The organism is Streptomyces sp. S3(2020) (assembly GCF_013044505.1).
GTDB lineage: Bacteria > Actinomycetota > Actinomycetes > Streptomycetales > Streptomycetaceae > Streptomyces.
Map to the genome: position 1 here is coordinate 1 of NZ_JABERD010000085.1, position 26,954 is coordinate 26,954.

23 protein-coding genes are annotated in these 26,954 nt (G+C 71.2%); 11 read left to right on the forward strand and 12 right to left on the reverse strand.

Annotated elements, in window-relative coordinates:
• The 3 genes from HLK59_RS25580 to HLK59_RS25590 all read right to left on the reverse strand — a co-directional run.
• A partial coding sequence (locus tag HLK59_RS25580) for a CHAT domain-containing protein (protein ID WP_171143849.1) occupies positions 1-1,599 on the reverse strand: 1,599 nt, incomplete at its 3' end.
• Between the two features lie 115 nt (positions 1,600-1,714).
• The gene (locus HLK59_RS25585) at positions 1,715-2,803 is read right to left on the reverse strand and encodes a branched-chain amino acid aminotransferase (RefSeq protein ID WP_171143850.1); all 1,089 of its coding nucleotides are present in this window, start codon (positions 2,801-2,803) and stop codon (positions 1,715-1,717) included.
• 252 nt (positions 2,804-3,055) lie between these two features.
• Entirely contained in the window at positions 3,056-4,099 is a 1,044-nt protein-coding gene (locus HLK59_RS25590; RefSeq protein ID WP_171143851.1) for a 3-isopropylmalate dehydrogenase, read from the reverse strand.
• Between the two features lie 144 nt (positions 4,100-4,243).
• Here HLK59_RS25590 and HLK59_RS25595 point away from each other — a divergent pair, with 144 nt between their 5' ends.
• Positions 4,244-5,806 (forward strand): metallophosphoesterase family protein, encoded by a 1,563-nt coding sequence (locus HLK59_RS25595; RefSeq protein ID WP_171143852.1) that lies wholly within the window; start codon positions 4,244-4,246, stop codon positions 5,804-5,806.
• A gap of 54 nt (positions 5,807-5,860) precedes the next feature.
• On the opposite strand, the gene HLK59_RS52040 is transcribed toward HLK59_RS25595, so the two are convergent.
• The gene (locus HLK59_RS52040) at positions 5,861-5,992 is read right to left on the reverse strand and encodes a hypothetical protein (protein WP_020121043.1); all 132 of its coding nucleotides are present in this window, start codon (positions 5,990-5,992) and stop codon (positions 5,861-5,863) included.
• 366 nt (positions 5,993-6,358) lie between these two features.
• Here HLK59_RS52040 and HLK59_RS25600 point away from each other — a divergent pair, with 366 nt between their 5' ends.
• Positions 6,359-7,234, forward strand: coding sequence for an alpha/beta fold hydrolase (locus HLK59_RS25600; RefSeq protein ID WP_171143853.1), 876 nt, complete (start codon positions 6,359-6,361; stop codon positions 7,232-7,234).
• On the opposite strand, the gene HLK59_RS25605 is transcribed toward HLK59_RS25600, so the two are convergent.
• From HLK59_RS25605 to HLK59_RS25615, 3 genes are all read right to left on the reverse strand, one after another.
• Positions 7,194-8,039, reverse strand: a complete 846-nt coding sequence (locus HLK59_RS25605; protein ID WP_171143854.1) for an alpha/beta hydrolase — start codon at positions 8,037-8,039, stop codon at positions 7,194-7,196. The genes HLK59_RS25600 and HLK59_RS25605 overlap by 41 nt on opposite strands.
• A gap of 73 nt (positions 8,040-8,112) precedes the next feature.
• A complete protein-coding gene (pruA, locus tag HLK59_RS25610) occupies positions 8,113-9,744 on the reverse strand; it encodes an L-glutamate gamma-semialdehyde dehydrogenase (RefSeq protein WP_171143855.1) in 1,632 nt (543 codons plus the stop codon).
• Between the two features lie 93 nt (positions 9,745-9,837).
• Complete coding sequence (locus tag HLK59_RS25615; RefSeq protein ID WP_171143856.1) at positions 9,838-10,764, reverse strand: proline dehydrogenase family protein; 927 nt, start codon at positions 10,762-10,764, stop codon at positions 9,838-9,840.
• Positions 10,765-10,891: 127 nt separating this feature from the next.
• Here HLK59_RS25615 and HLK59_RS25620 point away from each other — a divergent pair, with 127 nt between their 5' ends.
• From HLK59_RS25620 to HLK59_RS25650, 8 genes are all read left to right on the forward strand, one after another.
• Entirely contained in the window at positions 10,892-12,088 is a 1,197-nt protein-coding gene (locus HLK59_RS25620) for a helix-turn-helix domain-containing protein (protein ID WP_171143857.1), read from the forward strand.
• Positions 12,089-12,190: 102 nt separating this feature from the next.
• Positions 12,191-12,832: a LysE family translocator gene (locus HLK59_RS25625; protein WP_171143858.1), complete on the forward strand. Its 642-nt coding sequence runs from the start codon at positions 12,191-12,193 to the stop codon at positions 12,830-12,832.
• A gap of 3 nt (positions 12,833-12,835) precedes the next feature.
• The gene (locus HLK59_RS25630; protein ID WP_171143859.1) at positions 12,836-13,480 is read left to right on the forward strand and encodes an HAD family hydrolase; all 645 of its coding nucleotides are present in this window, start codon (positions 12,836-12,838) and stop codon (positions 13,478-13,480) included.
• A gap of 667 nt (positions 13,481-14,147) precedes the next feature.
• The gene (locus HLK59_RS52045; protein WP_277349525.1) at positions 14,148-14,276 is read left to right on the forward strand and encodes a hypothetical protein; all 129 of its coding nucleotides are present in this window, start codon (positions 14,148-14,150) and stop codon (positions 14,274-14,276) included.
• 66 nt (positions 14,277-14,342) lie between these two features.
• Positions 14,343-15,824 (forward strand): ABC transporter substrate-binding protein, encoded by a 1,482-nt coding sequence (locus HLK59_RS25635; protein ID WP_171143860.1) that lies wholly within the window; start codon positions 14,343-14,345, stop codon positions 15,822-15,824.
• Positions 15,821-17,554, forward strand: coding sequence for an ABC transporter permease subunit (locus tag HLK59_RS25640; protein WP_171143861.1), 1,734 nt, complete (start codon positions 15,821-15,823; stop codon positions 17,552-17,554). The genes HLK59_RS25635 and HLK59_RS25640 overlap by 4 nt, the downstream gene beginning before the upstream one ends.
• A 129-nt stretch (positions 17,555-17,683) precedes the next feature.
• On the forward strand, positions 17,684-18,655 hold the full coding sequence (locus tag HLK59_RS25645; RefSeq protein ID WP_171143862.1) for an ABC transporter ATP-binding protein: 972 nt from the start codon (positions 17,684-17,686) through the stop codon (positions 18,653-18,655).
• Positions 18,642-19,316, forward strand: a complete 675-nt coding sequence (locus HLK59_RS25650) for a dipeptide/oligopeptide/nickel ABC transporter ATP-binding protein (protein WP_171143863.1) — start codon at positions 18,642-18,644, stop codon at positions 19,314-19,316. Before HLK59_RS25645 ends, HLK59_RS25650 begins: the two co-directional genes overlap by 14 nt.
• Here the strand turns inward: HLK59_RS25650 and HLK59_RS25655 are convergent.
• Positions 19,303-19,893 (reverse strand): TetR/AcrR family transcriptional regulator, encoded by a 591-nt coding sequence (locus tag HLK59_RS25655; RefSeq protein WP_171143864.1) that lies wholly within the window; start codon positions 19,891-19,893, stop codon positions 19,303-19,305. The genes HLK59_RS25650 and HLK59_RS25655 overlap by 14 nt on opposite strands.
• Positions 19,894-19,982: 89 nt before the next feature.
• Here HLK59_RS25655 and HLK59_RS25660 point away from each other — a divergent pair, with 89 nt between their 5' ends.
• A complete protein-coding gene (locus HLK59_RS25660; protein ID WP_171143865.1) occupies positions 19,983-21,506 on the forward strand; it encodes an MFS transporter in 1,524 nt (507 codons plus the stop codon).
• A 59-nt stretch (positions 21,507-21,565) separates the two neighbouring features.
• Here HLK59_RS25660 and serA read toward each other — a convergent pair whose 3' ends face one another.
• From serA to HLK59_RS25680, 4 genes are all read right to left on the reverse strand, one after another.
• Positions 21,566-23,155: a phosphoglycerate dehydrogenase gene (serA, locus tag HLK59_RS25665; protein ID WP_171143866.1), complete on the reverse strand. Its 1,590-nt coding sequence runs from the start codon at positions 23,153-23,155 to the stop codon at positions 21,566-21,568.
• A gap of 230 nt (positions 23,156-23,385) precedes the next feature.
• Positions 23,386-24,384 (reverse strand): ketol-acid reductoisomerase, encoded by a 999-nt coding sequence (gene ilvC / locus HLK59_RS25670; protein WP_171143867.1) that lies wholly within the window; start codon positions 24,382-24,384, stop codon positions 23,386-23,388.
• 117 nt (positions 24,385-24,501) lie between these two features.
• Positions 24,502-25,026: an acetolactate synthase small subunit gene (gene ilvN / locus HLK59_RS25675; RefSeq protein ID WP_171143868.1), complete on the reverse strand. Its 525-nt coding sequence runs from the start codon at positions 25,024-25,026 to the stop codon at positions 24,502-24,504.
• A gap of 21 nt (positions 25,027-25,047) precedes the next feature.
• A complete protein-coding gene (locus HLK59_RS25680) occupies positions 25,048-26,898 on the reverse strand; it encodes an acetolactate synthase large subunit (RefSeq protein WP_171143869.1) in 1,851 nt (616 codons plus the stop codon).
• Between the last annotated feature and the right edge of the window lie 56 nt (positions 26,899-26,954).

The following is a 26,954-nucleotide window of genomic DNA, read 5'->3' on the forward strand; positions in this document are numbered from 1 at the left end:
TTCCGTCCCCGTCCGCGGTTCCGCCCGCCGCCGCGCCTCCCCCACCACGCCGTCCGGATCCGCGTCCTGCGGTACCAGCGCCGCCAGTCGCTCCCCGACCGCGAGTACCGCCTCCCACTGCCCGGCCGCGTGCAGCGAGCGTGCCTCCGCTCTCAGGGACGCCACCTCGCTCCGTGTACGAGCCGTCTCCAGGCGTTCGCGGGCGTCCCGGTAGTCCGGGTCCTCCGCGAGGATCACTGTCAGATGGGCCGCCGCGTCCGCCCACTGTCCGGCCTGGGCCGCTCCCAGCGCCGCCGTGTAGAGGTGGTCCAACCGGCGTCCGCGCAACGCCTCTTCGAGTTTGGCCGCCGCGTTCTCGTAGTCCCGCCGCTCGGCGAGCACCTCGCGGAACGCCGCCACCGCGTCGTTCCACCGGTGGGTGTAGAGCGCGGCCAGCCCCTGGACGTACAGGTCACCGACCTGGGTGGCCCGCGCCACCGGCGCCGGTGCCTGGCCGATGGCGAAGAGCATGCCGTCCAGCGAGCGCATGTACAGCACCGGCGTGCCCCATTCCAGGGTGCCGGGCAGGGCCAGCCGGACCGACTGGCGGGCCTCGGTCACCGCCGCGTCGACGGTGCGGCCCTGCGCGAGTTCCTCGTAGAAGCTCTGGCTGAACTCGACGGCCGCCTGGTCGGAGATGGGGTACTGCATGACCAGCGCGGCGGGCAGCCCGGCCCGCATCAGAGCGCCGCCGACGCTGGAGAAGGGGTCCGCCGAGCTCGCGCGGCCGGTCTCGCAGGCGTTGAGGACAACGAGCCGCAGGGAGGAGTGGCCCTGGAGGACCATCGCGAGGTTCTCCGCGCCGAGTTGGTAGGTGCCGCCGGCGCCGTCGTCGAGGGCGAGGGTGCCTTCGCCGGCCGCACGGTCGAAGCCGCCGTGCCCGATGAAGTGGAAGACGTGCCAGGGCCCGCTCCCCCGCCGCAGAGCCGACTTCAGCTCGCGCCAGGTCTCGCCGCCGACCCAGTCGAGCTCGATCAGCCCGTCGCGCCGCAGCCCTTCCAACGCCGCGCCGAGCCGCTGCCGTTCGGCCTCGACGGCGAGGGTCTCCTGGTCCCCCGGGCGGGCGATCATGCAGAGCACCCGAAGGGGTGGGGCGACCCGCAACGGGCGCTGTGGCACGGCGACTTGCGGGTGCCGGATCAGTGGAGTGGTCGTACAGACATAGCCGCTGTGGGCCGCGTCGTACAGGAACTCCCAGGGCAGGAGGGCGAGTTCGGGGGGCCTGACGCGCAGCACCAACCGCAGCTGCGCCTCCGCGCGGGCCGCTGTGTGCCGGGCGGCGGCCAGCAGGGCGCGGCCGTCTCCGGCGGTGAGGGTCTCGTAGAGGGCGCGGCCCAGGAGCTGGACGGGCTGTTCGTCGGGGCTCGCGCTGCGGCGGACGCGTGCGGAGGAGGCGATGACGGCGTCGGGGATGCGGGCGACGAGGGCGCGCAGCTGGTCCGGGGGCAGGGACAGGCGCGTGCGGGACGAGGTCTCCGCCCCGTCCGGTCCGCGCAGTGTCACCTCGTAGACACCGTGCTCGGTGGCCGTGATCTCGGCCTGGAAATCGAGAACGTCCATGGACGCGCCACCCCCCGTCGGACGCTCCATACAACTCCCCACACCATCCCACAACGGGACAGGGCCCGTGCCTGCCTTGCAGACACGGGCCCCGGGAGGCGTCGGCGGGCGGGGGTCAGCCCAGCTTGTGCATCCAGCCGTGCTTGTCCTCGGCCGTGCCGCGCTGGATGTCCAGCAGGGCCTGCCGCAGCTTCAGCGTGACCTGGCCCGGCTCGCCGCCGGACTGCTGCCACTGGGCGGTCGCGCGCTTCACCGTGCCGACGGGGGTGATCACGGCGGCGGTGCCGCAGGCGAAGACCTCGGTCAGGGTGCCGTTCTCGGCGTCGCGCTGCCACTGGTCGATGGAGACGCGGCCTTCCTCGGCCTCGTAGCCGAGGTCGCGGGCGACCTGGAGGAGGGAGTCGCGGGTGACGCCCTCCAGGATCGAGCCCGTCAGCGCGGGGGTGACGATCCTGTCCCCGTACACGAAGTACAGGTTCATGCCGCCGAGCTCCTCGATCCACTGGTGCTCGACCGCGTCGAGGTAGCAGACCTGGTCGCAGCCCTTGGCGGCGGCCTCGGCCTGGGCGAGGAGGGAGGCCGCGTAGTTGCCGCCCGTCTTCGCGTCGCCCATGCCGCCGGGGACGGCGCGGACGCGGTCCTCGGAGAGCCAGATGGAGACCGGCTTGACGCCGCCGGGGAAGTAGGCGCCGGCCGGGGAGGCGATGACCAGGAAGAGGTACTCGTTGGCGGGCTTGACGCCCAGGCCGACCTCGGTGGCGATCATGAAGGGGCGGAGGTAGAGGGACTCCTCGCCGCCGTGCGCCGGGACCCAGGCCCGGTCCTGCTGGACGAGGGCGTCGCAGGCCTCGATGAACGTCTCGACCGGCAGCTCGGGCATGCCGAGGCGGTGCGCGGAGCGCTGGAAGCGCTCCGCGTTCTTCTCGGGACGGAAGGTGGCGACGGTCCCGTCGGGCTGGCGGTAGGCCTTGAGGCCCTCGAAGATCTCCTGCGCGTAGTGCAGGACCATCGTCGCGGGGTCGAGCTGGAGCGGGGCGTAGGGCACGAGCTGGCCGTCGTGCCAGCCGCGGCCCTCGGTCCACTTGATGACGACCATGTGGTCGGTGAAGTGGCGGCCGAACCCGGGGTTCGCCAGGATCGCGGCGCGCTCGGCGTCGGAAAGTGGCGAGGCTGAGGGCTTGAGCTCGATCGTGGGCGTCGTCATGAGTGGTTGTCCTTCACCGGTTGTGTGTGACGGGCCGCGCTCACGCCCTTTACTGTCAGTTGCCAGTGTTAGGACGTCCGAGCATTCCCTCATTCCGCGGCTCCGCGTTCGATTATCGCGCGACGGAACCGTGGACGAAAACGGCGTGAATGCGACCCGGGGGATGATGGTGGCACCCGGCGGGGACATAAGGAAAGCCGCCGGGTGCGGATGCGACCCGGCGGCTTCGAGTGGTGCTGTGAGTGCCGCGGGTCAGCCGGCTACTCGTACGGCGAGCGCGTCGCCGGTCTCCGACGTGCTGCGGGCGGGCTTGCCGGTGCGCTCGGCGAGGTCGACGGAGACCGCCTCGTCGATCCGGGCGGCCTCGGCCTCGTAGCCGAGGTGACGCAGGAGCAGCGCGACGGACAGGACCGTGGCGGTGGGGTCGGCCTTGCCCTGGCCCGCGATGTCGGGGGCCGAGCCGTGGACGGGCTCGAACATCGACGGGAACTCGCCGGACGGGTTGATGTTGCCGCTCGCCGCGACGCCGATGCCGCCGGAGACGGCCGCGGCGAGGTCGGTGATGATGTCGCCGAAGAGGTTGTCGGTGACGATCACGTCGAACCGGGCCGGGTCGGTGACCAGGTAGATCGTGGCCGCGTCGACGTGGATGTAGTCGGTGGTGACCTCGGGGAACTCCTTGGCCACCGTGTTGAAGACGTTGGTCCACAGGTGGCCCGCGAAGGAGAGCACGTTGTTCTTGTGGACCAGCGTGAGCTTCTTGCGGGGGCGGGCCTGGGCGCGGGCGAAGGCGTCGCGGACGACACGCTCGACACCGAAGGCCGTGTTCACGGAGACCTCGGTGGCGACCTCGTGCGGGGTGCCCTTGCGGATGGTGCCGCCGTTGCCGGTGTACGGGCCCTCGGTGCCCTCGCGGACCACGACGAAGTCGATGGCGGGCTCGCCCTTGAGGGGGGTCTCGACACCCGGCAGCAGCTTGCTCGGCCGCAGGTTGACGTGGTGGTCGAAGAGGAACCGGAGCTTGAGCAGGAAGCCGCGCTCCAGGACGCCGGAGGGGACGCTGGGGTCGCCGATGGCACCGAGGAGGATCGCGTCGTGCTGCTTCAGCGCGTCCACGTCGGCGTCGGTGAGGGTCTCACCGGTGGCGTGGTAGCGCTTGGCGCCGAAGTCGTACTCCTTGGTCTCCAGCTTCACATCCTGCGGAAGGACGGCGGAGAGGACCTTCAGGCCTTCGGCCACGACCTCCTGGCCGATGCCGTCACCCGGGATCACTGCGAGATTGATGCTGCGAGACATGCACAGCACCCTACTCCCGCGTCCCATGGGATGACACGGCATGTCCGCCATACGGACAGCCGCACGCACCTGGGCGTCAGCCCTTCGACTGGCGTTCACCCGTATGTATGGCGGCTGTTGGGATCCGCTGGGAACTTCACCGGCATGGACCTTCCCGACGTCGGCATCCCGCCGCGGCTCGCGCGCCGGATGAGCATGGCCGAGCAGTACGAGTACCTGCGCACGAAGCTGTCCCGGCGCCGCGCCCTGGTGACGGCCGGCGCGGTGGCGGGCGGCCTGCTGACCGGCGGCTGCGCGGGAGACCCGCCCTCACCCTCCTCCCGCAGGACCGCTTCCCCGTCCGCCGCGGCCAAGGTGCACGGCTCGGTCGTCGCCCCGTTCGGCCGGCATCTCGCCTTCGGCGCCGATCCGAAGACGCAGATGCGGATCTCCTGGCAGGTCCCGCTCGCGGTGAAGAAGCCGTACGTCCGGATCGGCACCCGCCCCGACGACCTGAGCCGCCGGATCGAGGCCGAGGTCCGCGCGTTGCACACCCCGGGCGTCACGGGCATCCGGGCGGCGCTGGACCAGTACTACCTGCACGCCGCCCTGGACGGTCTGCGCCCCGGCACCACGTACTACTACGGCGTCGGCCACGACGGACTCGACCCGGCCGCCGCCGCCCACCGCTCCACCATCGCGTCCTTCCGCACGGCCCCGGCGGGCCCGGAGAAGTTCGTCTTCACGGCCTTCGGCGACCAGGGCGTCAGCAAGGCCGCGGCCGCCAACGACCACATCCTGCTGCGCCAGGACCCCGCCTTCCATCTCCACGCGGGCGACATCTGCTACGCGAACGTCAACGGCCGCGGCGAGGAGTCGGACGGCTACGACCCCTCGTACTGGGACCTGTTCCTCAAGCAGAACGAGGAGGTCGCGCGGTCGGTGCCGTGGATGGTGACGACCGGGAACCACGACATGGAGGCCTGGTACTCCCCCGACGGCTACGGCGGCCAGCTCGCCCGCTGGTCCCTCCCGGACAGCGGCTTCGACCCGCGCTCGGCGCCGGGCGTGTACGCGTTCACCTACGGCAACGTCGGCTTCGTGGCGCTGGACGCCAACGACGTGTCGTACGAGATCCCCGCCAACCTCGGCTACACGGGCGGTAAGCAGACGGCGTGGCTGGACGGGAAGCTGGGCGAGCTCAGGCGGTCGGTGGACTTCGTCGTGGTCTTCTTCCACCACTGCGCCTACTCGACCTCCTCGCACGCCTCCGACGGCGGGGTGCGCGAGGAGTGGCTGCCGCTGTTCGAGAAGCACCAGGTGGACCTGGTGATCAACGGGCACAACCATGTCTACGAGCGCACGGACGCCATCAAGGGGGACGCGGTCGGCAGGCCGGTGCCGATCGGCGCGTCGACCGACCCGACACGGGACGGGACCGTGTACGTCACCGCGGGAGGCGGCGGCAAGGACCTGTACGGCTTCCCGGCGGGGGTGAAGGAGAGCTACGAGGGGCAGGTGCGCGACCGCGAGTCCGTGGACACCTTCCGGTGGACGAAGTCACGGGCCGCGGACAAGGAGACCGTGGAGTGGTCGCGGGTGCGCTACCGGGGCTTCTCCTTCCTCCAGGTGGAGGCGGAGAGCGGTACGGCGCCGAGGCTCAAGGTGTCGGCGCTGGCGCAGAACGGCGACCGGATCGACCATTTCGAGGTGCGGCGCGGGACATGAGCCCGCGCCGCACCCCGGCGGGTGCGGCTCCCGGTAAATGGGTGGGCCGGGCCTTCAGTGGCCGGTCGAGCCGCCGTTGTCACGGCGGTCGAGGGCGCGCTGGAGGGCGGCCGCGGCGTTCTTGCGGTCGGACTCGCTGGTGCGGGAGGTGTGACGGACTCGACGGCGGGCGGTCGTCTCGGCCATGAGAAATCGACTCCTTCGAATTCCTGGAGTGCGGAAGGGGGTTTCGAGACGCCGGAAAGGGCGGGGAGCAAGGGCCGCAGGGGTTGCCTGCATCGGGCCCGGCTCACGACCGCCATTCGCTTGATCGAGCGAGACGTTCGGCTTCTACAAAGCTAGAGGAGGAGGCTCTGTCTGTCTCCACAATTACTCGGACTTCCTACTATCTGAGACGGTGCGGTGGGTCACACAGCTCTGACCTGCGCCTTCGCATGACAGCGCAGCCAGTCCCGATGACTCTCACCTAACCTCTAAAGTCCACTTGACTGGTTAAGGTGCCTCATGCTGAAATCGCCTAACCATCAAACAGACAGTCAGGGGTTAGGCGTCATGACCACCGCCCACCGCACCACCACCGTCCGCGGCCTCGACATCCACTACCGCGAGGCCGGCCCCGCCGACGCCCCCGTCCTCCTGCTCCTGCACGGCTTCCCGACCAGCTCGCACATGTTCCGCGACCTCATCCCCCTGCTCGCCGACCGCTACCGCCTCATCGCCCCGGACCACATCGGCTTCGGCCGCTCGTCGGCCCCGGACGCCTCCGACTTCCCGTACACCTTCGCGGAACTCGCGCAGATCACCGCCGAGTTCACCGAGCGGCTGGGGCTGACGGAGTACGCCCTGTACATCCAGGACTACGGGGCCCCGATCGGGCTGCGGCTCGCCCTCGCGCACCCCGAGCGCGTGACGGCGATCGTCACGCAGAACGGCAACGCCTACGAGGAGGGGCTGGGCCAGGAGGCCTGGGCCCCCGTGCTCGCGCTCATCGCCGAGCGCACCCCGCGGACCGAGGCACCGGTCCGTGAGATCTACTCGCCCGACGGCATCAAGTGGCAGTACCTGCACGGGGTTCCGGAGGACCTGCGGCACCTCGTCAGCCCGGACGCGTACGAGCACGACGCGGCCCGTGTCGCCCGCCCCGGCCAGTCGGAGATCCAGCTCGACCTGATCTCCGACTACGGCTCCAACTTCGCCCTCTACCCCGCCTTCCACGACTACTTCCGCACCAGCCAGGTCCCCCTGCTGGCCGTCTGGGGCGCCCACGACGAGATCTTCGTCCCGGCCGGCGCCCTCGCCTACCAGCGCGATCTGCCGAAGGCCGAGATCCACCTCCTGCCCACGGGCCACTTCGCCCTGGAGACCCACGCCGGCCAGATCGCCACGCTCATACGGGACTTCCTGGCCCGGCGGCTGCCCACGACCTGAACGCCTCGCGGAATCCCTCCGGTTCCTCCACCCACGGCAGGTGCCCGGCAGCCGGGAGGACCACTCGGCGCACCCGGGGCAGCGCACGCTCCAGGGAGTCGACGGACCAGCGCGGCCGGGCGTCCCGCGCGCCGTCGAGGATCAGCACGGGCACATCCAGGGCCCGGCAGGCGTCGTACAGCGACGCGGTGCCCCAGCTCTGTCGCGTCTCGGCGCCCAGAGCCTTGTTGCACTCGAAGTTGATCCCGAACCACGGATCGGCCATGCGTCCGGCGTGTTCCAGCGCCCGCTCCCGGTCCTCGAACTCGATCGACCACTGGAGCACCGCCTTCTCCCGGTCGCCGTCCGGCAACTCCCGCCAACGGGCCAGCCGTTCGGGCACCTCACCGAGGCGTGCGTCGAAGTTCTCCGTGAAGGGCGCGCGCCAGGAGGACACCGGGTCGATGCCCGTCCCGGCGACGTAGACCAGCCCGGCGACCCGCTCGGGATGGGTCAGCGCATAGCTCAACGCCAGCTGCGCACCCCAGGAATGACCGAGCAGCGTCATCCGCGCCAGGCCGAAGTGGAGCCGTACCGCGTCCAGGTCGGCCACGAAACGCGCCGACGTCCAAGGGCCCGCGGAGCGCTGCGAGCGGCCGCAGCCGCGCTGGTCCCAGCGGATCACCGTGGCACGGTCGTCGAGCAACCCGGCCACGTCCTCGAACATGTCCCACAGCCCGGGCCCGCCGTGGCACAGCACGAGCGGCTCGCCCCGCCCCTGCCGTGCGGCCCACAGTTCCACCCCGTCGTCCGTCGTCACCGTCATGCTCGACAGTGTTGCCAAAACCGCGGGAGGGGCCGAGTGAATTACCCGGCCCCTCCCGCGCTCTGATCTACCGTCAGCCCATGTGCGGGTACGCGTAGTCGGTCGGCGGGACCAGCGTCTCCTTGATGGCGCGGGTCAGGGTCCAGCGCATCAGGTTCTGCGGGGCGCCGGCCTTGTCGTTGGTGCCGGAGGCGCGGCCGCCGCCGAAGGGCTGCTGGCCGACGACGGCACCGGTCGACTTGTCGTTGATGTAGAAGTTGCCGGCCGCGTAGCGCAGCTTGTCCATGGTGTACGCCGCCGCCGCGCGGTCGGAGGAGATGACCGCGCCGGTCAGCGCGTAGTCCGACACCGACTCCATCTGGGTCAGCATCTCGTCGTAGGCGTCGTCCTCGTAGACGTACACGGCGAGGAACGGGCCGAAGTACTCGGTGGTGAAGACCTCGTTCGACGGGTCGCTGCACTCGACCACGGTCGGGCGGACGAAGTAGCCGACCGAGTCGTCGTACGAACCGCCCGCGACGATCGTGCAGTCGGGGTCGGCCTTGGCGCGGTCGATGGCGGCCTTGTTCTTGGCGAAGGCGCGCTCGTCGATGACGGCGCCGATGAAGTTGGCGAGGTCGGTGACATCGCCCATGGTGAGGTAGTCGACCTCGGCCGCGAACTCCTCCTTGAAGCCGCTGTTCCAGATCGACGCCGGGATGTAGGCCCGGGAGGTCGCGCTGCACTTCTGGCCCTGGTACTCGAAGGCACCGCGGGTCAGCGCGGTCTTGAGGATCGCCTTGTCCGCGCTCGGGTGGGCGACGACGAAGTCCTTGCCGCCGGTCTCGCCGACGAGCCGCGGGTAGGCGCGGTACTTCTCGATGTTGGCGCCGACGGTCTTCCACAGGTGCTGGAAGGTCTTGGTGGAACCGGTGAAGTGGATGCCGGCGAGGTCGCGGTGGACCAGGGCGACCTCGGAGACCTCGATGCCGTCGCCGGTGACGAGGTTGATGACGCCCTTGGGCAGCCCGGCCTCCTCCAGGAGCCGCATGAGCAGCACGGCGGCGTGGGTCTGCGTCGGGGACGGCTTCCAGACGACGACGTTGCCCATGAGGGCCGGGGCCGTCGGCAGGTTGCCCGCGATCGCCGTGAAGTTGAACGGCGTGATCGCGTAGACGAAGCCTTCGAGCGGGCGGTGGTCGAGGCGGTTCCAGACGCCCGGGGAGTTCGCCGGGGGCTGCTCTGCGAGCAGGTCGCGGGCGTACTTGACGTTGAAGCGCCAGAAGTCGACGAGCTCGCAGGGGGTGTCGATCTCGGCCTGCTGGGCGGTCTTCGACTGGCCGAGCATGGTGGAGGCGGCGAGGGTCTCGCGCCAGGGTCCGGCGAGGAGTTCGGCGGCGCGCAGGATGATCGCGGCGCGGTCGTCGAAGGACATCGCGCGCCAGGCGGGCGCGGCGGCGAGGGCCGCGTCGATCGCGTCCTGCGCGTCCTGCCGGGTGGCGTTGCGGTAAGTGCCCAGCACGGCCTTGTGGTTGTGCGGCTGCACGACCTGGAAGGCGTCGCCGCCGCCGAGCCGCTTCTCGCCGCCGATGGTCATCGGCAGGTCGATCGGGTTCTCGGCCAGCTCCTTCAGCTTGGCCTCGAGGCGGGCGCGCTCGGGCGAGCCGGGGGCGTAGCCGTGCACCGGCTCGTTGACGGGGGTGGGGACCTGGGTCACAGCGTCCATGAGATCCGTAGCTCCTTGTTCTGAGCGGGTGTTGCGAGCGGGTGTGGGGGCGGGGCGTGTGCGAGCGAGTGTCGCGCGAGCGGGGGTGCGGGCTCAGCCCTTGCTGATCATGCTGCGGGCGAAGAAACGCAGGTTCGCCGGCTTCTCCGCCAGCCTCCGCATGAAGTAGCCGTACCAGTCGGTGCCGTAGGCGGTGTAGACGCGCATGCGGTGACCCTCGGCGGCGAGGCGCAGGTGTTCGTCGCCGCGGATGCCGTACAGCATCTGGAACTCGTACTCGTCGAGCTTGCGCCCGGCCCGGTGGGCGAGTTCCTGGGCGATGGAGATCAGCCGCGGGTCGTGGGACCCGATCATCGGGTACCCCTCGCCCTCCATGAGGACCTTGAGGATCCGCACGTACGCCTTGTCGATCTCGTGCTTCTGCTGGTACGCGACCTCGGCGGGCTCCTTGTAGGCGCCCTTCACGAGCCGTACGCGACTGCCGCTCGCGGCGAGGCGGCGGGCGTCCGCCTCGGTGCGGAAGAGGTAGGCCTGGATGACACAGCCGGTCTGCGGGAAGTCCTTCCGCAGCTCCTCGTGGATGGCGAACATCGAGTCGAGGGTGGTGTGGTCCTCGGCGTCCAGCGTCACGGTCGTCCCGATGGCGGCGGCGGCCTCGACGACGGGCCGGACGTTCGCGAGGGCGAGTTCGTGGCCGCCCTCCAGCGCCTGTCCGAACATCGACAGCTTCACGGACATCTCGGCGCGGGTGCCGAGGTCCATCTCCCTGAGCCGGTCGATGAGCAGGAGGTACGCGTCCCGGGCGGATTCGGCCTGTTCGGGGGTGGTGATGTCCTCGCCGACGACGTCCATCGTCAGCTCCAGGCCCCGGTCGGTCAGGTCCCTGATGATCGGCACGATCTGGTCGACCGTCTCGCCGGGGATGAAGCGGTCGACGACCTGCTTGGTCACCGGCGCCGCCGAGATCAGACGTCGCATCCGGTCGCTGCGCGACGCGGCAAGAATCACGGGACCCAGCACGGGGCACCTCCACAAACCAGCAGATAGAACCACCGTGAAACCTAAGGATCCCTCCGATCGTCGGCCATCGACAGCTGTCACGCATCCGTGCCGCAGATCTCAGACAGATGTATGAAGGGCCGGGATTGTGCGGGAGAATGCCCGAGTGACAGCCGATGCCGCGTCGTCCAGTCGAGCCGGTGACTACCAGGAGCTGGTCGACGAGCTCTCCGAGCTTCTCGGGGTGCCCGCGACCCTGGAGAACCGCGACTTCGAGCTGATCGCCTTCGGGGCCTACGACAGTGAGGGCGACCTCGACCCGTCGGCGCTGGACCCGGTGCGCGCCCGCTCGATCCTGACCCGCCGCTCGACAGCCGCGGTCCGGACCTGGTTCGAGGGCTTCGGCATCACCCGCGCGACCGGCCCCGTCCGTATCCCGCCGACCCCCGAGGCGGGGGTGCACCGCGGACGGATCTGTCTTCCCGTACGCCATCGGGGTGTCGTCCTGGGATACGTCTGGCTGCTGGAGTCCGATCCCGGGCCCACCGAGGCCCAGCTGGCCGCCGCCATGGAGGTGACGGTCCGAATCGGCGCGCTCCTCGCGGACGAGGCGCAGCACGGGGCGGATCTCAGCAGGGAGCTGCGGGCGGTGCTGACCGCCGAGCGGGGCTGGCAGGGGGACATGGCGGTGGCGGCGCTGCGTACGGCGCTCGGACCGCGCGGCGACGGGCCGCACGCGGTGGTGTGTGTCGCGCCGTGGCCCTCCGCCGACCCGGACGACGCGCCGTCCGCGCGTACGGTGCCGCACACGACGGCGCTGTGCACGGTTCCGTGGGGCACGACCGCGCAGAGCCTCGCGGTGCTCGTCCGGCTGCGGTCGCCCGAGGTGCGGACGCCGGCGCTCGCGGCGGCGCAACGGCTGCTGGGTGAGGGGGTCCGGGCGGCCGGCGTGGGCGAACCCCGCACCGGTCTCGCCGAGCTGGCGACGTCCTGGCAGGAAGCCTCGGCGGCGGCCCGCGCGGCCCTCGCGGAGCCGGCGCTCGGCCCGGTCGCGCAGTGGTCGCACATCGGCCCGTACCGCCTGCTGACCTCGCTGCCCGCGGACACCGCCCACGATCCCGCCGTACGACCGCTGCTCTCCCCCGCCCACCGCGAGCTCGCGCGCACCGCCGAGGTCTACCTCGACCGCGCGGGCCAGGCGGGGCGCACGGCCGCGGAGCTGGGCATCCACCGCCAGACCCTCTACTACCGGCTGTCCCGGGTGGAACAGCTGACGGGTCTGGACCTGGACGACGGCGAGGACCGGCTGCTGCTGCACATGGCGCTGAAGGGAGCGCGACTCTAGAGCCCGCCGGAGGCACCGGAGGCCCCCTCCCTTGACACCCCCCTGCCCGGATTCGGGCAGAAAGAAGGGGAAGCCGACAGCTTCCGCCTCTACAGTGCTCGCATGATCACTGCCTCCGCACTGGGCTCCTTCGCACTGATCGTGGGCCTGCTGACCCTCACTCCGGGCATCGACACCGCCCTCATACTCCGTACCGCCGTCACGGGGCGCCGCACGCGCGCGTGGGGCGTCGTCCTCGGTATCCAGACCGGCACCCTCGTCTGGGGCGTGCTCGGCGCGCTCGGCGTCACCGCCGTCCTGACCGCGTCCCACCTCGCCTACACGGTGCTGCGCTGGGCGGGCGCCGCGTACCTGGTCTGGATGGGCGCCCGCATGGTGTGGGCGACGCTGCGGCGGCGGGGCGGGGACGCCGGGCCGGCGGAGGAAGCGGACACCCATGGCGGCTTCTGGGGCGGCTGGCGCAAGGGCTCCCTGACGAACCTGCTCAACCCGAAGGTGGGCGCCTTCTACATGGCGGTCCTGCCGCAGTTCGTCCCGGAGGGCGGCGCGGCGGCGCACCTGGCGGCCGGCACCCTGCTGGCGGGCGTGCACATCGCGCTCGGCGTGATCTGGTCGGGCGTCCTGATCCTCTTCGCCCGCACCCTCCGGGACACCCTGCGCCGCCCGTCGGCCCGCCGCGTCCTGGACCGTGTCACCGGCACGATCATCGCCGCCTTCGGAGTGCGCCTCGCCTTCGGGGAATGACCCGTGCCCCTGCTGCTGATCGACCTCGACAACACCCTGGTCGACCGCGATGCCGCGTTCCGTGAGGCGGCGTCGCGGTTCCTGACCGAACACGCGCTGCCCGAAACCGAACTCGACTGGCTGACGACCCTCGACGCCGGCGGCTACACGCCGCGCCAGGACGTGGCCCGGTCCATGATCGAGCGCTACGGCCTCCCCGAGAGCTCCGTCCGGCGACTCCTCGACGACGGCGTGGCCGAGCGCGTCGTCCTGCCCGACGCCACCCGCCGCGCCCTCATCGGGGCCCGCGCGAACGGCTGGACATGCGTGATCGTCACCAACGGCCGCGTGCTCCAGCAGGAGACGAAGATCCGCAGCACCGGCCTGGACCGGCTGGTCCACTCATGGGTGGTCTCCGAGGCCGTCGGCCACAAGAAGCCCGCCCCGGAGATCTTCGAGGCAGCCGCCGCTACCGCCGGAGCCTCCCTGCGCGACGCCCGCGTGATCGGCGACTCACCGCACGCGGACATCCGGGGCGCGATCGGCATCGGCGCGCACAGTGTGTGGGTGTCGGGAGGGCACGTGTGGAGCGAGCCGGAGTACCGGCCCACCTGGATCGCACCCGACGCCGCCGCGGCGATCCGGGTCGGCATCCACGGGACGGGGTGACTCAGCCGGCGCCGGGAAGGTCCGCGACCGCCCTCGACGAAGTACCGGGGGGCCTGATCACCGGTCTGTTCCGATCCTGCTCGGCGCCCCGGCCCTGGCGCTCACCGCCTGCCGGGACATCGTGTGGATCGGGGCCGTGTGTCTGGTGCGCGGACTGGGTTTCCCGCTCACCATCGTCGCGGGCGACGCCCTGCCCGCGACGCTGATCCCGGCCGAGCGCCGGGGTGAGGGTCTCGCCGTAGTGGGCGTGGCGTCCGGCGTGCCGTCGGGGCCGTGGCCGGCCGGGCACGCGGGACTCGGGGCCATCGCGGTCGTCGGCGGGGTGCCGCACTCGCCGCGGCCCTCTCGTCGTTCGGCCTGCCGGACCGCGGCACGAGCACCGGGCAGCCGGTCGAGGTGGTCCGCGGCCCGCGCACGGGCGCCCTGCTGCGCCCCGCCCTCGCGTTCGGCACCACCACGACGTCCGCCGGGATCCTGGTCACCTTCCTGCCGACTGCGGCCGGTTCACTGTCCCAAGTGATCGCGGCGACCCTGTTCACCCAGCCCGCGGGCCCGACGGGCCGACACGGCCACCGGCACGGCGACCGGCAGCCCACTTGCCGCCGTCGCGGGATCGGCGCACTTCGAGGCCGGCTTCGGCATCGCCCAGAACGCCACCCTGATCCTGATGTACGCCCGGGTCGGACTGACCGACCATCCCTGGGCGTTCGCGGCGAAGGCGAAGGCGACGGCGGCGACATCGATGCAGATCGCGCTGGTCCCGGCGCTCCGCGATCTGCGTCACATCAATTACTGAAAACGATTGTCATCATGCTAGCGTCGGCGCATCCACTCTTGACCACCCCTTTACCCGGAGGGTTTCGTGCGCCTGCCCGCTCGCCACCTGTTCTCGGCCGCCGTGGCGTCCACCCTGCTGACCGGCTGTTTCTCGGGGGCCGCCGCCGAGGGCGGGGGCGACGGCAAGCGGGTGCGTGTCGCGATGATGCAGCCCCCGCGCTCGGGCCTCTCCCCGCTCTCCGACGACGCGTTCAAGCTGTCCCGCTGGTCGACGGCGGAGACCCTCGTGAAGCTCGACGCCGACGGGGATGCCGAGCCCGCGCTCGCCACCGGGTGGCAGCAGTCCGGCAGGACCTGGACGTTCGAGATACGCGAGGGCGTCACCTTCCACGACGGCACCGAGCTCGACGCCGAGGCCGTCGTACGCTCGCTCACCACCGCGGCCACCGCCTCCCCCAAGCCCCGCATCCTCGACGGCGTCGAACTGACCGCGAAGGCGCGGGACTCCGACACCGTCACCGTCACCACCGCCGACGAGGACCCCCTCGTCCCGCAGCGCCTCAGCTCCCCCCAGCTGTCGGTCCTCGCCGCGAAGGCGTACACCGGCAAGACGGTGAACCCCGTCGGCGCCGGCACCGGCCCCTTCGAGCTCACCGAGGTCGACGGCACCTCCTCCGCCACCCTCGACCGCTACGACGCCTACTGGGGCGGCAGGGCCAAGTCCCCCGGTATCGACGTGAAGTTCGTGCCCGACGGCACCGCCCGCGCCGCCGCCCTGCGCAGCGGCGAGGCCGACATCGTCGAGGCGGTCCCCGTCTCCCAGGCCGCGCTCCTCGACGAGGACCTGATCACCGAGGTCCCGATGCCGCGCACCAACACCCTGTACCTCAACACCGAGAAGGGCGTCTTCAAGGACGCCGCCCTGCGTGCCGCCGCCCGCGAGGCGATCGACGCCGAGTCGATCGTGAAGGGCGTGTACGAGGGCCGGGCGGATGTCGCCGAGGGGCTGCTCGGGCCCGCGCTGCCGTGGGCCGCCGAACTGCGGTCGGGGGTGAAGCGCACCGCCGCCGCCGAGCCGGACGGCCAGGCCGTCACCATCGGCACCTTCACCGACCGCGCCGAACTCCCCGAGGTCGCCGCCACCCTGCAACAGCAGCTCCAGAAGGCCGGGTTCAAGGTGAAGCTCGACGTCCGCGAGTACGCCAACATCGAATCCGACGCCCTCGCCGGTGAGTTCGACGCCTTCATCCTCTCCCGGGCGACCGTCCTCGACTCCGGCGACCCGGCCGCCTACCTCTACAGCGACTTCGCCTCCGACGGCTCCTTCAACATCTCCCAGCTCGCCGACGCCCAGGTGGACGCCGCCCTGAGGAAGGCCGGCGGGACCGGGACCGGTGAGGCCCGGCGCAAGGCCGTCGTCGCCGCCGAGGCCGCCGTGCTCGGCACCGACGCGGCCGTCCCGATGCTGCACGAGCGCGTGATCCAGGGCGACGCCGCCGGTGTCGTGGACGCCGCGCACGACCCGCGCGAGCGTGAGCTGGTCACGGCCGACACGTACGTCAAGTGAGACCGACCGCGGCCGGGGCGACCCGGGTCCTGTGCCTCCTCGGGGTGGTGACCGCCGTCGGTCTGCTCCCCTGGCTCTCCGGCCGGGACCCGGCGCTCACCGTCCTGCGCGCCCGTTCCGCCGAGCAGGAGCCGACGAAGGAGGCCCTGGACGCCGTACGACAGGATCTCGGCCTGGACGCGGGTCCCCTTTCGCTGCTGGGGAGTTGGGCGTCCGATCTGCTGCACGGGGACCTCGGGACGTCGTGGGTGTCGGGTACCGATGTGCTGCCGTCCGTCGGGTCCGGGCTCCAGGTGTCGCTGGCGTTGATGGGCGCGGCCCTCGCCGTCGCGGTGCTGCTCGCGGGTGCGCTGGTCGCGCCCGTGCTGGTACGGGGGCGCGGGTCGGCCGGGGCCTTCGCGGCGATGCTGGCCGCCGTGCCCGAATTCCTGCTGGCCACCGTGGGGTTGCTGGTCTTCGGGGTGTGGCTGGGGTGGCTGCCCACCTCCGGCTGGCAGGGGCCCGCGTATCTGATCCTGCCCGCCCTCGCCCTCGGCGTCCCCGCGGGCGGACTGCTGGGCCGGCTGGTCGCGGACGCGCTGCCCGCCGTGCTCGACGAGCGGTGGGTGGAGCTGTGGCGCGGGGCCGGGGTCGGCGGGGCCCGTGTCTGCGCGGCCGCCCTCCGGCGCGTACTGCCGCCTCTCGTCCCGCAGTTCGGAATGGCCGCCGTCGGGCTCACCGGGGGCGCGGTCGCCGTGGAGACCGTCTTCGCGGTGCCGGGGATCGGGCGTACGGCACTGGGGGCCGCCAAGTCGCAGGACCTGCCGCTGCTCCAGGGCGCGGTGCTCGCCCTGCTGCTGCTCGGTCTGGCCGTGGGGGCGTTGTCCGCGCTCGCCCGGCGCCGGCTGCTGGGTCCGGCCCTGCGGGACGCCTCGCTCACCCTGCCGCCGGCCCGGCCGGTCCGTACCCACCCGGCGATCCCTTCGGCCCTGTTCGCCGTCCTCGCCGTGGCGATCGGCTGGGGTCTGCTGCGCGACCCGTACGCGATCGACACGGCGCACCGGCTGGCCTCCCCCACCTGGTCGTACCCGCTCGGCACGGACGGCCTCGGCCGTGACGTCCTCGCCAGGCTCGGGCACGGCGCGGCCTCCACCGTCGGCACGGCCGCCGCCGTCTGTCTGCTGAGCCTGCTGGTCGCGCTGGCGCTCGGCTTCCTGCCCGGCGTCGCGGCGGGCGCGGCGGACATCGCCAACGCCCTGCCCCCGGTGATCGTCGGCATCCTGGTCGCCGCGGCGGCCGGACCCGGCACGGGTGGCGCGGCCCTGGCGGTCGCCCTGATCTCGTGGCCCCCACTCGCCGCGCACGCGGCGGCACTGGTGCAGGAGGTACGGGCGTCCTCGTTCCTGATGGCCCAACGCGCCATCGGCGCACCGCCCTGGTGGATCCTGACCCGGCACGTCCTCCCCTCGGTGGCCGCCCCCGTCGCCCGGCACGCCCTGCTCCGCCTGCCCGGCATCGCGCTCGCCCTGGCCTCGCTCGGCTTCCTGGGCCTGGGCGCCCAGCCACCCGCCCCGGAGTGGGGCCTCCTCCTCGACGAGTCCCGCGCCTACGTCGAACGCGCCCCCTGGGCAGCCCTCGCCCCGGCCGCGGCACTGGCCCTGCTGGCGGGACTGGCCGTATCAGGAGCCGCGTACACACAAGGCCGCCTCCCCACCCGCAGCCGGAAGAAGGCGGCCCTCATTGAAGCCTGACCCGCCGCCATCCACCCCAGCCGCACAAACCTCCGACACCCGGCACCCGGCACCCGGGACGACACACACCAGACCACCTCCCCCTCCACGCCCGCCCCACCGTCCACGCCCAGAAGAAGGAGACCCCCGTTGAAGCCTGACCCGCTGCTGACCGTGCGTGATCTCCGGGTCGCCTTCCGGGGTGTGGAGGTCGTCCGTGGGGTGTCCTTCGAGGTCCGGCGCGGTGAGGTGCTCGCGGTCGTCGGTGAGTCGGGGGCGGGCAAGTCGCTCACGGCGCGGGCGCTGCTGGGGATGCTGCCGGCGGAGGCGACGGCGGGCGGGACGGTACGGCCCGACCTGTCGTCCGAGCGGGGCCGACGGATCTCGCTCGTCCCGCAGGACGCCCTGTCCGCGCTGTCCCCGGTGCACCCGGTCGGCGACCAACTCGCCGCCGCCGTACGGTCGGTGCGCGGGGTGGGCCGCAAGGAGGCGCGGGCGCTGGCGGTCTCGGCGCTGGAGCGGGTCGGCATCGCGGACGCCGCCCGCAAGGCGCGGGCCTTTCCGCACGAGTACTCCGGCGGTATGCGGCAGCGCGCGGTCATCGCGATGGCCACGATCAACGAACCGGATGTCGTGGTCGCCGACGAGCCCACCACCGCCCTCGACGAGGACCACCGCGACCAGGTGCTCCGGGTGCTCGGCGAGCGACGGGAGGCCGTGGGCGCGGCGCTCGTGCTGGTCACGCACGACATGGACGTCGTACGGGAGCACGCGGACCGCGTACTGGTCATGTACGCCGGCCGTCTCACCGAACTCGGTCCGGCGAAGGCGGTGTTGGGCCGCCCGAGGGCTCCGTACACGGCGGGCCTGCTGGCCTCGCTCCCGCGGCACGCTCCCGCCGGCCGCCGTCTGCCCACCCTGCGCGGCACGCCACCCGCGCCGGGCGCGCTCCCTCCGGGCTGCGCCTTCGCCCCGCGCTGTCCGCTCGCCGCGGACGACTGTCACGCGGCGGAGCCGGAGCCGCAGGCGGTCGAGGGGCGACTGGTCGCCTGCCATCGCTGGGCCGAAGTACCGCATCCCGCCGCCGAGTTGTTCCGGGAGCAGCCGTATGTCGCTTCTTGAGGTCCGCGATCTCGTCGTCCGCTACGGCCCGGTGACCGCGGTGGACCGGGTCGGCTTCACCCTGGAGGCCGGCGAGACCCTCGCCCTCAACGGCCCCTCCGGCTGCGGAAAGTCCTCCACCGCGCTGGCCGTACTTCAGCTGCGCCGCCCGGACTCCGGCGAAGTGCGCTTCGAGGGCCGTGAGTTGACGGCCCTGACGGAACGCGAACTCCGCCCGCTGCGCCCGCGCATGCAGCCCGTCTTCCAGGACCCCTACGGCTCCCTCAGCCCCCGCCACCGCATCCGGGACGCGGTGGCCGAACCGCTGAAGGTGCAGGGCCGCTGGACCGCCGCCGACGGTCCCTCCCGCGTGGCCGGACTCCTGGACCGGGTGGGACTGGACCCGTCGTACGGGGACCGCTTCCCGCACGAGCTCTCCGGCGGCCAGTGCCAACGCGCGGGAATCGCGAGGGCGTTGGCCTCCGAGCCGCGCCTGCTCGTCCTGGACGAGCCGGTGTCGGCGCTGGACCCGTCGGTGCGGGCCGGGGTGCTGAACCTGCTGGCCGACCTCCAGGACGAGCTGGATCTCGGCTATCTGTTCATCTGCCACGACCGGGCGGTCGTACGGCATTTCGCGGACCGTGTCCTGGAGATGCGGGACGGCCGGATCAGCTCCGGCTGAGCCCCTCGGCGACGCGCCGCAGGCCCTCGGTCAGCTGGCCGGCGTCGGTCGCCGTCTCCGGGTTGAAGACCCACTGGACCATGAGCCCCTGGAGCAGGGTCTGGTAGAAGCGGCCTTCGGTGTCGGCCGTCTCCTTGTCCTGCTCCTCCTCCGCGATGTCGTTGAAGAGGGGCAGCAGTCCGGTACGTCCCTGCTCCTCCGCCGCGACGAGCATCCGGCGGATCTCCTCCAGCCGGTCGCCCGCGAGCACCACCTCGAAGCTCAGCATCCAGATCGCCCGCGACTCACCCACGGCACTGGTGATGCTCGTCCACACCTGCCGGAACCGCTCCAGCGACCCGGCGGGTGTCGCCAGCGCGGCGAGCCCCTCGCCGCCCGGCTCGAAGCGGTGCCCCGTTTCCTCGATCAGGGCGACGTACGCCTGCACCAGGAGCGCGTCCTTGGACCCGTAGTGGTAGCCGATGGATGCCAGGTTGGTGCCCGACTCCTTGACGATGTCCCGTGCCGTGGTGCGCAGGAACCCCTTCTCCAGCAGGCAGCGCTTGGCGCCTTCGAGCAGATCCTCACGGTGTCCCATGCGCCCACTCTATCTAGACAAGCGATCCACACAACCGTCATATACAAGCGTCATAGACAAGTGTTTAAGACGTGCGTATAGTCGCCGCCATGACGAACTCGACGAGCACTGCCTCCCGTGCCGGACGCCGGGAATGGACCGCCCTCGGCGTGCTGATGCTTCCGCTGCTGCTGGTCTCGATGGACGTCTCCGTCCTCTACTTCACGATCCCGTCGATCAGCGCGGACCTGGAGCCGAGCGGCACCCAGCAGCTGTGGATCTTCGACATCTACGCGTTCGTGCTGGCCGGACTGCTGATGACGATGGGCTCGCTCGGCGACCGCATCGGCCACCGCAGGCTCCTGCTGATCGGCGCCGCCGCCTTCGGCGCCGCCTCGCTGATGGCGGCCTACGCGAACAGCGCCGAGACCCTGATCGCGGCCCGCGCGGTCCTCGGCATCGGCGGCGCGACCCTGATGCCGTCGACGATGGCCCTGCTGCGCACGATGTTCACCGACCCCGGCCAGCGCGCCAAGGCGATCGGCCTGTGGTCCGGCGTGATGACGGCCGGGATCGCACTCGGCTCGGTGATGAGCGGGGTGCTGGTCGAGCACTTCTGGTGGGGCTCGGTCTTCCTGGTCAACCTGCCCGCGATGGCCCTGCTGCTGCTCCTGGGCCCGCTGCTGCTCCCGGAGTCGAGGAACCCCTCCCCCGGCCGCTTCGACTGGCTGAGCGTCCCGCTGTCGATGGCCGGCGTACTCCCCGTGATCTACGGCCTCAAGGAGATCCCCTCGGAGGGCTGGAACGTCCGCTACGCCGTCTCGATCACCGTCGGTCTGCTCTTCGCGGCCCTGTTCGTCCACCGCCAGCGCACCGCTGCCTCACCGATGATCGACCCGGCCCTGTTCCGCGGCCGCGGCTTCGCACCGTCCGTCGCCCTGAACCTCGTCTCGGCGTTCGGGATCATCGGGTCGGCCTACTTCACCACGCAGTACCTCCAGTCGGTGCTCGGCAAGAGCGCGCTGGAGTCGGCCCTGTGGGCGCTGCTGCCGTCCGTGCCGATCGGGGCCGCGGCGCCGATCGCGACCGCTCTGGTCCAGAAGGGCGTCAACCGCGCCTACGTCATCAGCGCGGGATTCGCGGTCTCCGCGTGCGGCTTCGCCCTGCTGGCGCTGGCCGACACGGACTCGATGTGGCTGGTGCTGGTCTCCTGCGGGATTCTCGCGGTCGGCGGAGTCACCGTGATGTCGCAGATCATGGACCTCGCGATGGGCACCGCCCCGGTCGAGCGGGCGGGCACCGCGTCCTCCCTGATGGAGACGGGTGCGGAGTTCGGCGGCGCGCTGGGGATGGCCGTGCTCGGCTCCATCGGTACGGCCGTCTACCGCCACGACATCCCGGCCTCGGCGCCCGACGTGGCCCGCGAGACGCTGGGCGGGGCGCTCGCGGTCGCCGACCAGGTGCCGGGCCTGGCGGCCGTGGCCCGGGAGGCGTTCACCAACGGGATGCAGGGGGCGGCGATCGCGGGGGCGGTGGTCCTCGCGGGCGCGGCGGTGCTGGCGGCGGTGACACTGCGCCGGGTCGAACCGCGCGAGCCGCAGGAGGCGCCGGAGCCGGAGAAGGTGCTCGTGTAACCGAAGACGCCGGGCGGGCCGAGGAGTTCCTCGGCCCGCCCGGCGTTCGTCGTGAAGCGTCAGACCAGGTTCACCGCGCGGGCCGACGTGGCCCCGATCTCCACCTCGAGCTCGGCCAGAACCCCGGAGGGCACGGTGTCGTCCACGGTCAGCACGGCCAGCGCCTCGCCGCCGGCGACCGCACGGGACACCTGCATACCGGCGATGTTGATGCCCGCCTCACCGAAGACGCGGCCCACGGTGCCGACGACACCGGGACGGTCCTCGTACTTGAGGACGACCATGTGGTCGGCGAGCGCCAGGTCGACGTCGTAGTCGCCGACGGCCACGATCTTCTGGAGGTGCTTCGGGCCGGCCAGCGTGCCGGAGACCGCGACCTCCTCGCCGTTGCCCAGCGTGCCGCGCACGGTGACGACGTTGCGGTGGTCGGCCGACTCCGAGCTGGTCGTCAGCCGCACCTCGACGCCGCGCTCCTGCGCGAACAGCGGGGCGTTGACGTACGACACGGTCTCGTCGACGACGTCCTCGAAGACACCCTTGAGGGCGGACAGCTCCAGCACCTTCACGTCGTGCTGGGTGATCTCGCCGTAGACCTCGACGTCGAGGCGGACCGCGACCTCACCGGCGAGCGCGGTGAAGATCCGGCCGAGGCGCTCGGCGAGCGGCAGGCCCGGCTTGACGTCCTCGGCGATGACGCCGCCCTGGACGTTGACCGCGTCGGGCACGAGCTCACCGGCGAGCGCGAGGCGCACGGAGCGGGCGACGGCGATGCCGGCCTTCTCCTGGGCCTCGTCGGTGGAGGCGCCGAGGTGCGGGGTGCAGACGACCTCGTCGAGCTCGAAGAGCGGGGAGTCCGTGCAGGGCTCCTTCGCGTACACGTCGAGGCCGGCGCCGGCGACGCGGCCCTCCTTCAGCGCCGAGAACAGCGCCGTCTCGTCGACGATCCCGCCGCGCGCGGCATTGACGATGCGCACGCTCGGCTTGACCTTGTGCAGCGCCTCGTCGCCGATCAGACCGACCGTCTCGGGGGTCTTGGGCAGGTGGACGGTGATGAAGTCGGAGACCTCGAGGAGCTCGTCGAGCGACAGCACCTTGACGCCCATCTGCGCGGCGCGCGCGGGCTGGATGTAGGGGTCGTAGGCGACGACCTTCATCCCGAAGGCGGACATGCGCTGGGCGACGAGCGCGCCGATGCGCCCGAGGCCCACGACGCCGAGGGTCTTCTCGGCCAGCTCCACACCGGTGTACTTGCTGCGCTTCCACTCGCCGTTCTTCAGCGCCGAGTTGGCCTGCGGGATGTGGCGCGCGGTGGCCAGCAGCAGACCGCAGGCCAGCTCGGCGGCGGTCACGATGTTGGAGGTGGGGGCGTTGACGACCATCACGCCGGCCTTGGTGGCGGCGGAGACGTCGACATTGTCCAGGCCGACGCCGGCTCGTGCGACGACCTTCAGCTTCTTCGCGGCGGCGATCGCCTCGGCGTCGACCTTGGTCGCGGACCGGATCAGGATCGCGTCGACATCGGCGATGGCCGGCAGCAGTTCGGCGCGGTCCGCACCGTTGCAGTGCCGGATCTCGAAGTCGGGGCCAAGCGCGTCGACGGTCGCGGGCGACAGCTCTTCAGCGATGAGTACGACGGGTTTCGAGCTCACGTGAGTCCTCACATGTCCAATGCGGACGGCCGTCCCGACGGCCGCAGGCGGTGGAGGGTACGGGGCCGCGTGGAAGACGCACGACGCTGTGGGCCTGACGCGTTTGTTTCGAGCAGTGTAGTGGCGCCGCGAGTCGCGTTTTACGCCGCTGCGGAAGGATCACCCGTCCGTGGCCGGACAGGTTGGACAACGGGGCCGGAGCATGGCGCTCCGGCCCCGTCGCCTGAGGCTTACGCCTCCTCGTCGACCCAGCTCATCAGCTTGCGCAGCTGCTTGCCGGTGGTCTCCAGGAGGTGCTCGGAGTCCGCGGTCTTGTACTCGTTGTACTTCTTCAGACCGCCGTGGTACTCGGCCATCCACTCACGCGCGAAGGTGCCGTCCTGGATCTCGGCGAGGACCTTCTTCATCTCGGCCTTGGTGGCGTCCGTGATGATGCGGGGACCGGTGACGTAGTCGCCCCACTCGGCGGTCTCGGAGACGGACCAGCGCATCTTCTCCAGGCCGCCCTCGTACATGAGGTCGACGATCAGCTTCAGCTCGTGCAGGCACTCGAAGTACGCGATCTCCGGCTGGTAGCCGGCCTCGGTCAGCGTCTCGAAACCGGCCTTGACCAGCGCGGCCGTACCACCACAGAGAACGGCCTGCTCACCGAACAGGTCGGTCTCGGTCTCCTCGGTGAAGGTCGTCTTGATGACGCCGGCGCGGGTGCCGCCGATGCCCTTCGCGTACGACAGCGCGAGCGCGAAGCCGTTGCCGGTGGCGTCCTGCTCGACGGCCACGATGCACGGAACGCCGCGGCCTTCCTCGTACTGGCGGCGGACGAGGTGGCCCGGGCCCTTGGGGGCGACCATGCAGACGTCGATGCCGGCCGGGGGCTTGATGAAGTCGAAGCGGATGTTCAGACCGTGGCCGAAGAACAGCGCGTCGCCGTCCTTGAGGTTGTCCTTGATGGACTCCTCGTAGACCTGGGCCTGGATCGGGTCCGGCACCAGGATCATGATGACGTCGGCCTCGGCGGCGGCCTCGGCGGGCGTCACCACGCGCAGGCCCTGCTCCTCGGCCTTCGCCTTGGACTTGGAGCCCTCGTGCAGACCGACTCGGACGTCGACACCCGAGTCACGGAGCGACAGCGCGTGGGCGTGGCCCTGGCTGCCGTAACCGATGACCGCGACCTTGCGGCCCTGGATGATGGACAGGTCGGCGTCGGCGTCGTAGAACAGCTCGGCCACTTTGGGTTCTCTCCTTGAGTGCAGGTGTTGCGTCCCACCGTATGACGGCGGGATGAACTGAAGTTTCGGGGTCTCGCCATACGGGCGGCCGACGATCGCGGCCGCCCGTGTCAAGCGTCACGCAGATCGGTCGAGGGCGCGCAGTGAGCGGTCCGTGATCGAACGGGCGCCGCGGCCGATGGCGATCGTGCCGGACTGGACGAGCTCCTTGATGCCGAACGGCTCCAGCATCTTGAGCATGGCCTCCAGCTTGTCGCTGCCGCCGGTGGCCTCGATGGTGACGGCCTCCGGGGAGACGTCGACGGTCTTGGCGCGGAACAGCTGGACGATCTCGACGATCTGCGAGCGTGTCTCGTTGTCGGCGCGCACCTTCACCAGAACGAGTTCACGCTGGACGGCGTTCGACGGCTCCAGCTCGACGATCTTGAGCACCTCGACGAGCTTGTTGAGCTGCTTGGTGACCTGCTCCAGGGGCAGCGCCTCGACGCTCACCACGATCGTGATGCGGGAGATGTCGGCGTGCTCGGTGACACCGACGGCGAGCGAGTCGATGTTGAAGCCGCGACGGGAGAAGAGCGCGGCGATCCGGGCGAGGATGCCCGGCTTGTTCTCCACCAGGACGGAGAGCGTGTGCTTGGACATGATCTTTTACGTCTCTCTCGCTCAGTCGTCTTCGTTGTCGCCGAAGTCGGGGCGGACGTCCCGGGCGGCCAGGATCTCGTCGTTGGAGGTGCCGGCGGCGACCATCGGCCACACCATCGCGTCCTCGTGGACGATGAAGTCGATGACGACCGGGCGGTCGTTGATCGAGTTCGCCTCTTCGATGACCTTGTCGAGGTCGTCCGGGGACTCACAGCGGATCGCGTAGCAGCCCATGGCCTCCGACAGCTTCACGAAGTCGGGGACGCGGGTGCCCCTGGCCTCCGGGTTGACGTCGCCGGGCCCTGAGTGCAGCACGGTGTTGGAGTAGCGCTGGTTGTAGAAGAGGGTCTGCCACTGGCGGACCATCCCGAGGGCACCGTTGTTGATGACGGCGACCTTGATCGGGATGTTGTTCAGGGCGCAGGTGGTGAGTTCCTGATTGGTCATCTGGAAGCAGCCGTCGCCGTCGACCGCCCAGACCGTCCGGTCCGGGGCTCCGGCCTTGGCGCCCATCGCGGCCGGGACCGCGTAGCCCATCGTGCCGGCGCCGCCGGAGTTCAGCCAGGTCGCGGGCTTCTCGTACTGGATGTAGTGCGCGGCCCACATCTGGTGCTGGCCGACGCCCGCGGCGAAGATCGTGCCCTCCGGCGCGAGCTGCCCGATGCGCTCGATGACCTGCTGCGGGGAGAGCGTGCCGTTGGTGGGCTGGTCGTAGCCGAGCGGGTAGGTGTCGCGCCAGCGGTTGAGGTCCTTCCACCAGGCGGTGTAGTCGCCTTGGTGCCCCTCGCTGTGCTCCTTCTGCACGGCTTGGACCAGGTCGGCGATGACCTCGCGGGCGTCACCGACGATCGGCACGTCCGCGGCGCGGTTCTTGCCGATCTCCGCCGGGTCGATGTCGGCGTGGACGATCTTGGCGAACGGGGCGAAGCTGTCCAGCTTGCCGGTGACGCGGTCGTCGAAGCGGGCTCCGAGGGCGACGATCAGGTCGGCCTTCTGCAGCGCGGTGACGGCGGTGACCGCACCGTGCATGCCCGGCATTCCCACGTGCAGCGGGTGGCTGTCGGGGAATGCGCCGAGCGCCATCAGGGTGGTGGTGACGGGCGCTCCGGTGAGCTCGGCGAGAACCTTGAGCTCCGCGGTGGCGTGTGCCTTGAGGACACCGCCGCCGACGTAGAGGACGGGCCGCTTGGCGTTGGTGATGAGCTTCGCGGCCTCGCGGATCTGCTTGGCGTGCGGCTTGGTGACGGGCCGGTAGCCGGGCAGGTCCATGGTGGGCGGCCAGGAGAAGGTGGTCCGCGCCTGGAGGGCGTCCTTGGCGATGTCGACCAGGACCGGACCGGGGCGGCCGGTGGAGGCGATGTGGAACGCCTGCGCGATCACCCGCGGGATGTCCTCGGCCTTGGTGACGAGGAAGTTGTGCTTGGTGATCGGCATCGTGATGCCGACGATGTCCGCCTCCTGGAAGGCGTCCGTGCCGATCGCCTTGGACGCGACCTGCCCGGTGATCGCCACGAGCGGCACCGAGTCCATGTGCGCGTCCGCGATCGGGGTCACCAGGTTGGTGGCACCGGGTCCTGAGGTCGCCATGCAGACGCCGACCTTGCCGGTGGCCTGCGCGTAACCGGTGGCCGCGTGGCCGGCGCCCTGCTCATGGCGGACCAGGACGTGGCGCACCCGCCGGGAGTCCATCAGCGGGTCGTACGCGGGCAGGATCGCACCGCCGGGGATGCCGAATACCGTCTCGGCGCCGACCTCCTCGAGAGAGCGGATGAGGGACTGCGCGCCCGTGACGTGCTCGGGGGCGGACTGCGGTCCTCCGGATCGGGGCCGCGGCTGCGGATGGGCCCCGGTGGCCTGCTCGGTCATCGTCATTCTCTTCTCGATGCTGAGGGTTTTTGCGAGGTTTGTACGGTGTGACGCTTTTTACG

What these genes read in the sequence shown, in the direction of transcription:
- pruA (WP_171143855.1), bottom strand. Translation starts at nt 9,744, where the DNA reads ATGGACGCTGTGACCCAGGTCCCCACCCCCGTCAACGAGCCGGTGCAC.
- ilvN (WP_171143868.1), bottom strand. Translation starts at nt 25,026, where the DNA reads ATGTCCAAGCACACGCTCTCCGTCCTGGTGGAGAACAAGCCGGGCATC.
- HLK59_RS25655 (WP_171143864.1), bottom strand. Translation starts at nt 19,893, where the DNA reads ATGGGACACCGTGAGGATCTGCTCGAAGGCGCCAAGCGCTGCCTGCTG.
- HLK59_RS52045 (WP_277349525.1), top strand. Translation starts at nt 14,148, where the DNA reads ATGTACGCCCGGGTCGGACTGACCGACCATCCCTGGGCGTTCGCGGCG.
- HLK59_RS25650 (WP_171143863.1), top strand. Translation starts at nt 18,642, where the DNA reads ATGTCGCTTCTTGAGGTCCGCGATCTCGTCGTCCGCTACGGCCCGGTG.
- HLK59_RS25590 (WP_171143851.1), bottom strand. Translation starts at nt 4,099, where the DNA reads ATGTCTCGCAGCATCAATCTCGCAGTGATCCCGGGTGACGGCATCGGC.
- HLK59_RS25680 (WP_171143869.1), bottom strand. Translation starts at nt 26,898, where the DNA reads ATGACGATGACCGAGCAGGCCACCGGGGCCCATCCGCAGCCGCGGCCC.
- HLK59_RS25585 (WP_171143850.1), bottom strand. Translation starts at nt 2,803, where the DNA reads ATGACGACGCCCACGATCGAGCTCAAGCCCTCAGCCTCGCCACTTTCC.
- HLK59_RS25600 (WP_171143853.1), top strand. Translation starts at nt 6,359, where the DNA reads ATGACCACCGCCCACCGCACCACCACCGTCCGCGGCCTCGACATCCAC.
- HLK59_RS25660 (WP_171143865.1), top strand. Translation starts at nt 19,983, where the DNA reads ATGACGAACTCGACGAGCACTGCCTCCCGTGCCGGACGCCGGGAATGG.
- HLK59_RS52040 (WP_020121043.1), bottom strand. Translation starts at nt 5,992, where the DNA reads ATGGCCGAGACGACCGCCCGCCGTCGAGTCCGTCACACCTCCCGCACC.
- HLK59_RS25625 (WP_171143858.1), top strand. Translation starts at nt 12,191, where the DNA reads ATGATCACTGCCTCCGCACTGGGCTCCTTCGCACTGATCGTGGGCCTG.
- HLK59_RS25605 (WP_171143854.1), bottom strand. Translation starts at nt 8,039, where the DNA reads ATGACGGTGACGACGGACGACGGGGTGGAACTGTGGGCCGCACGGCAG.
- HLK59_RS25595 (WP_171143852.1), top strand. Translation starts at nt 4,244, where the DNA reads ATGGACCTTCCCGACGTCGGCATCCCGCCGCGGCTCGCGCGCCGGATG.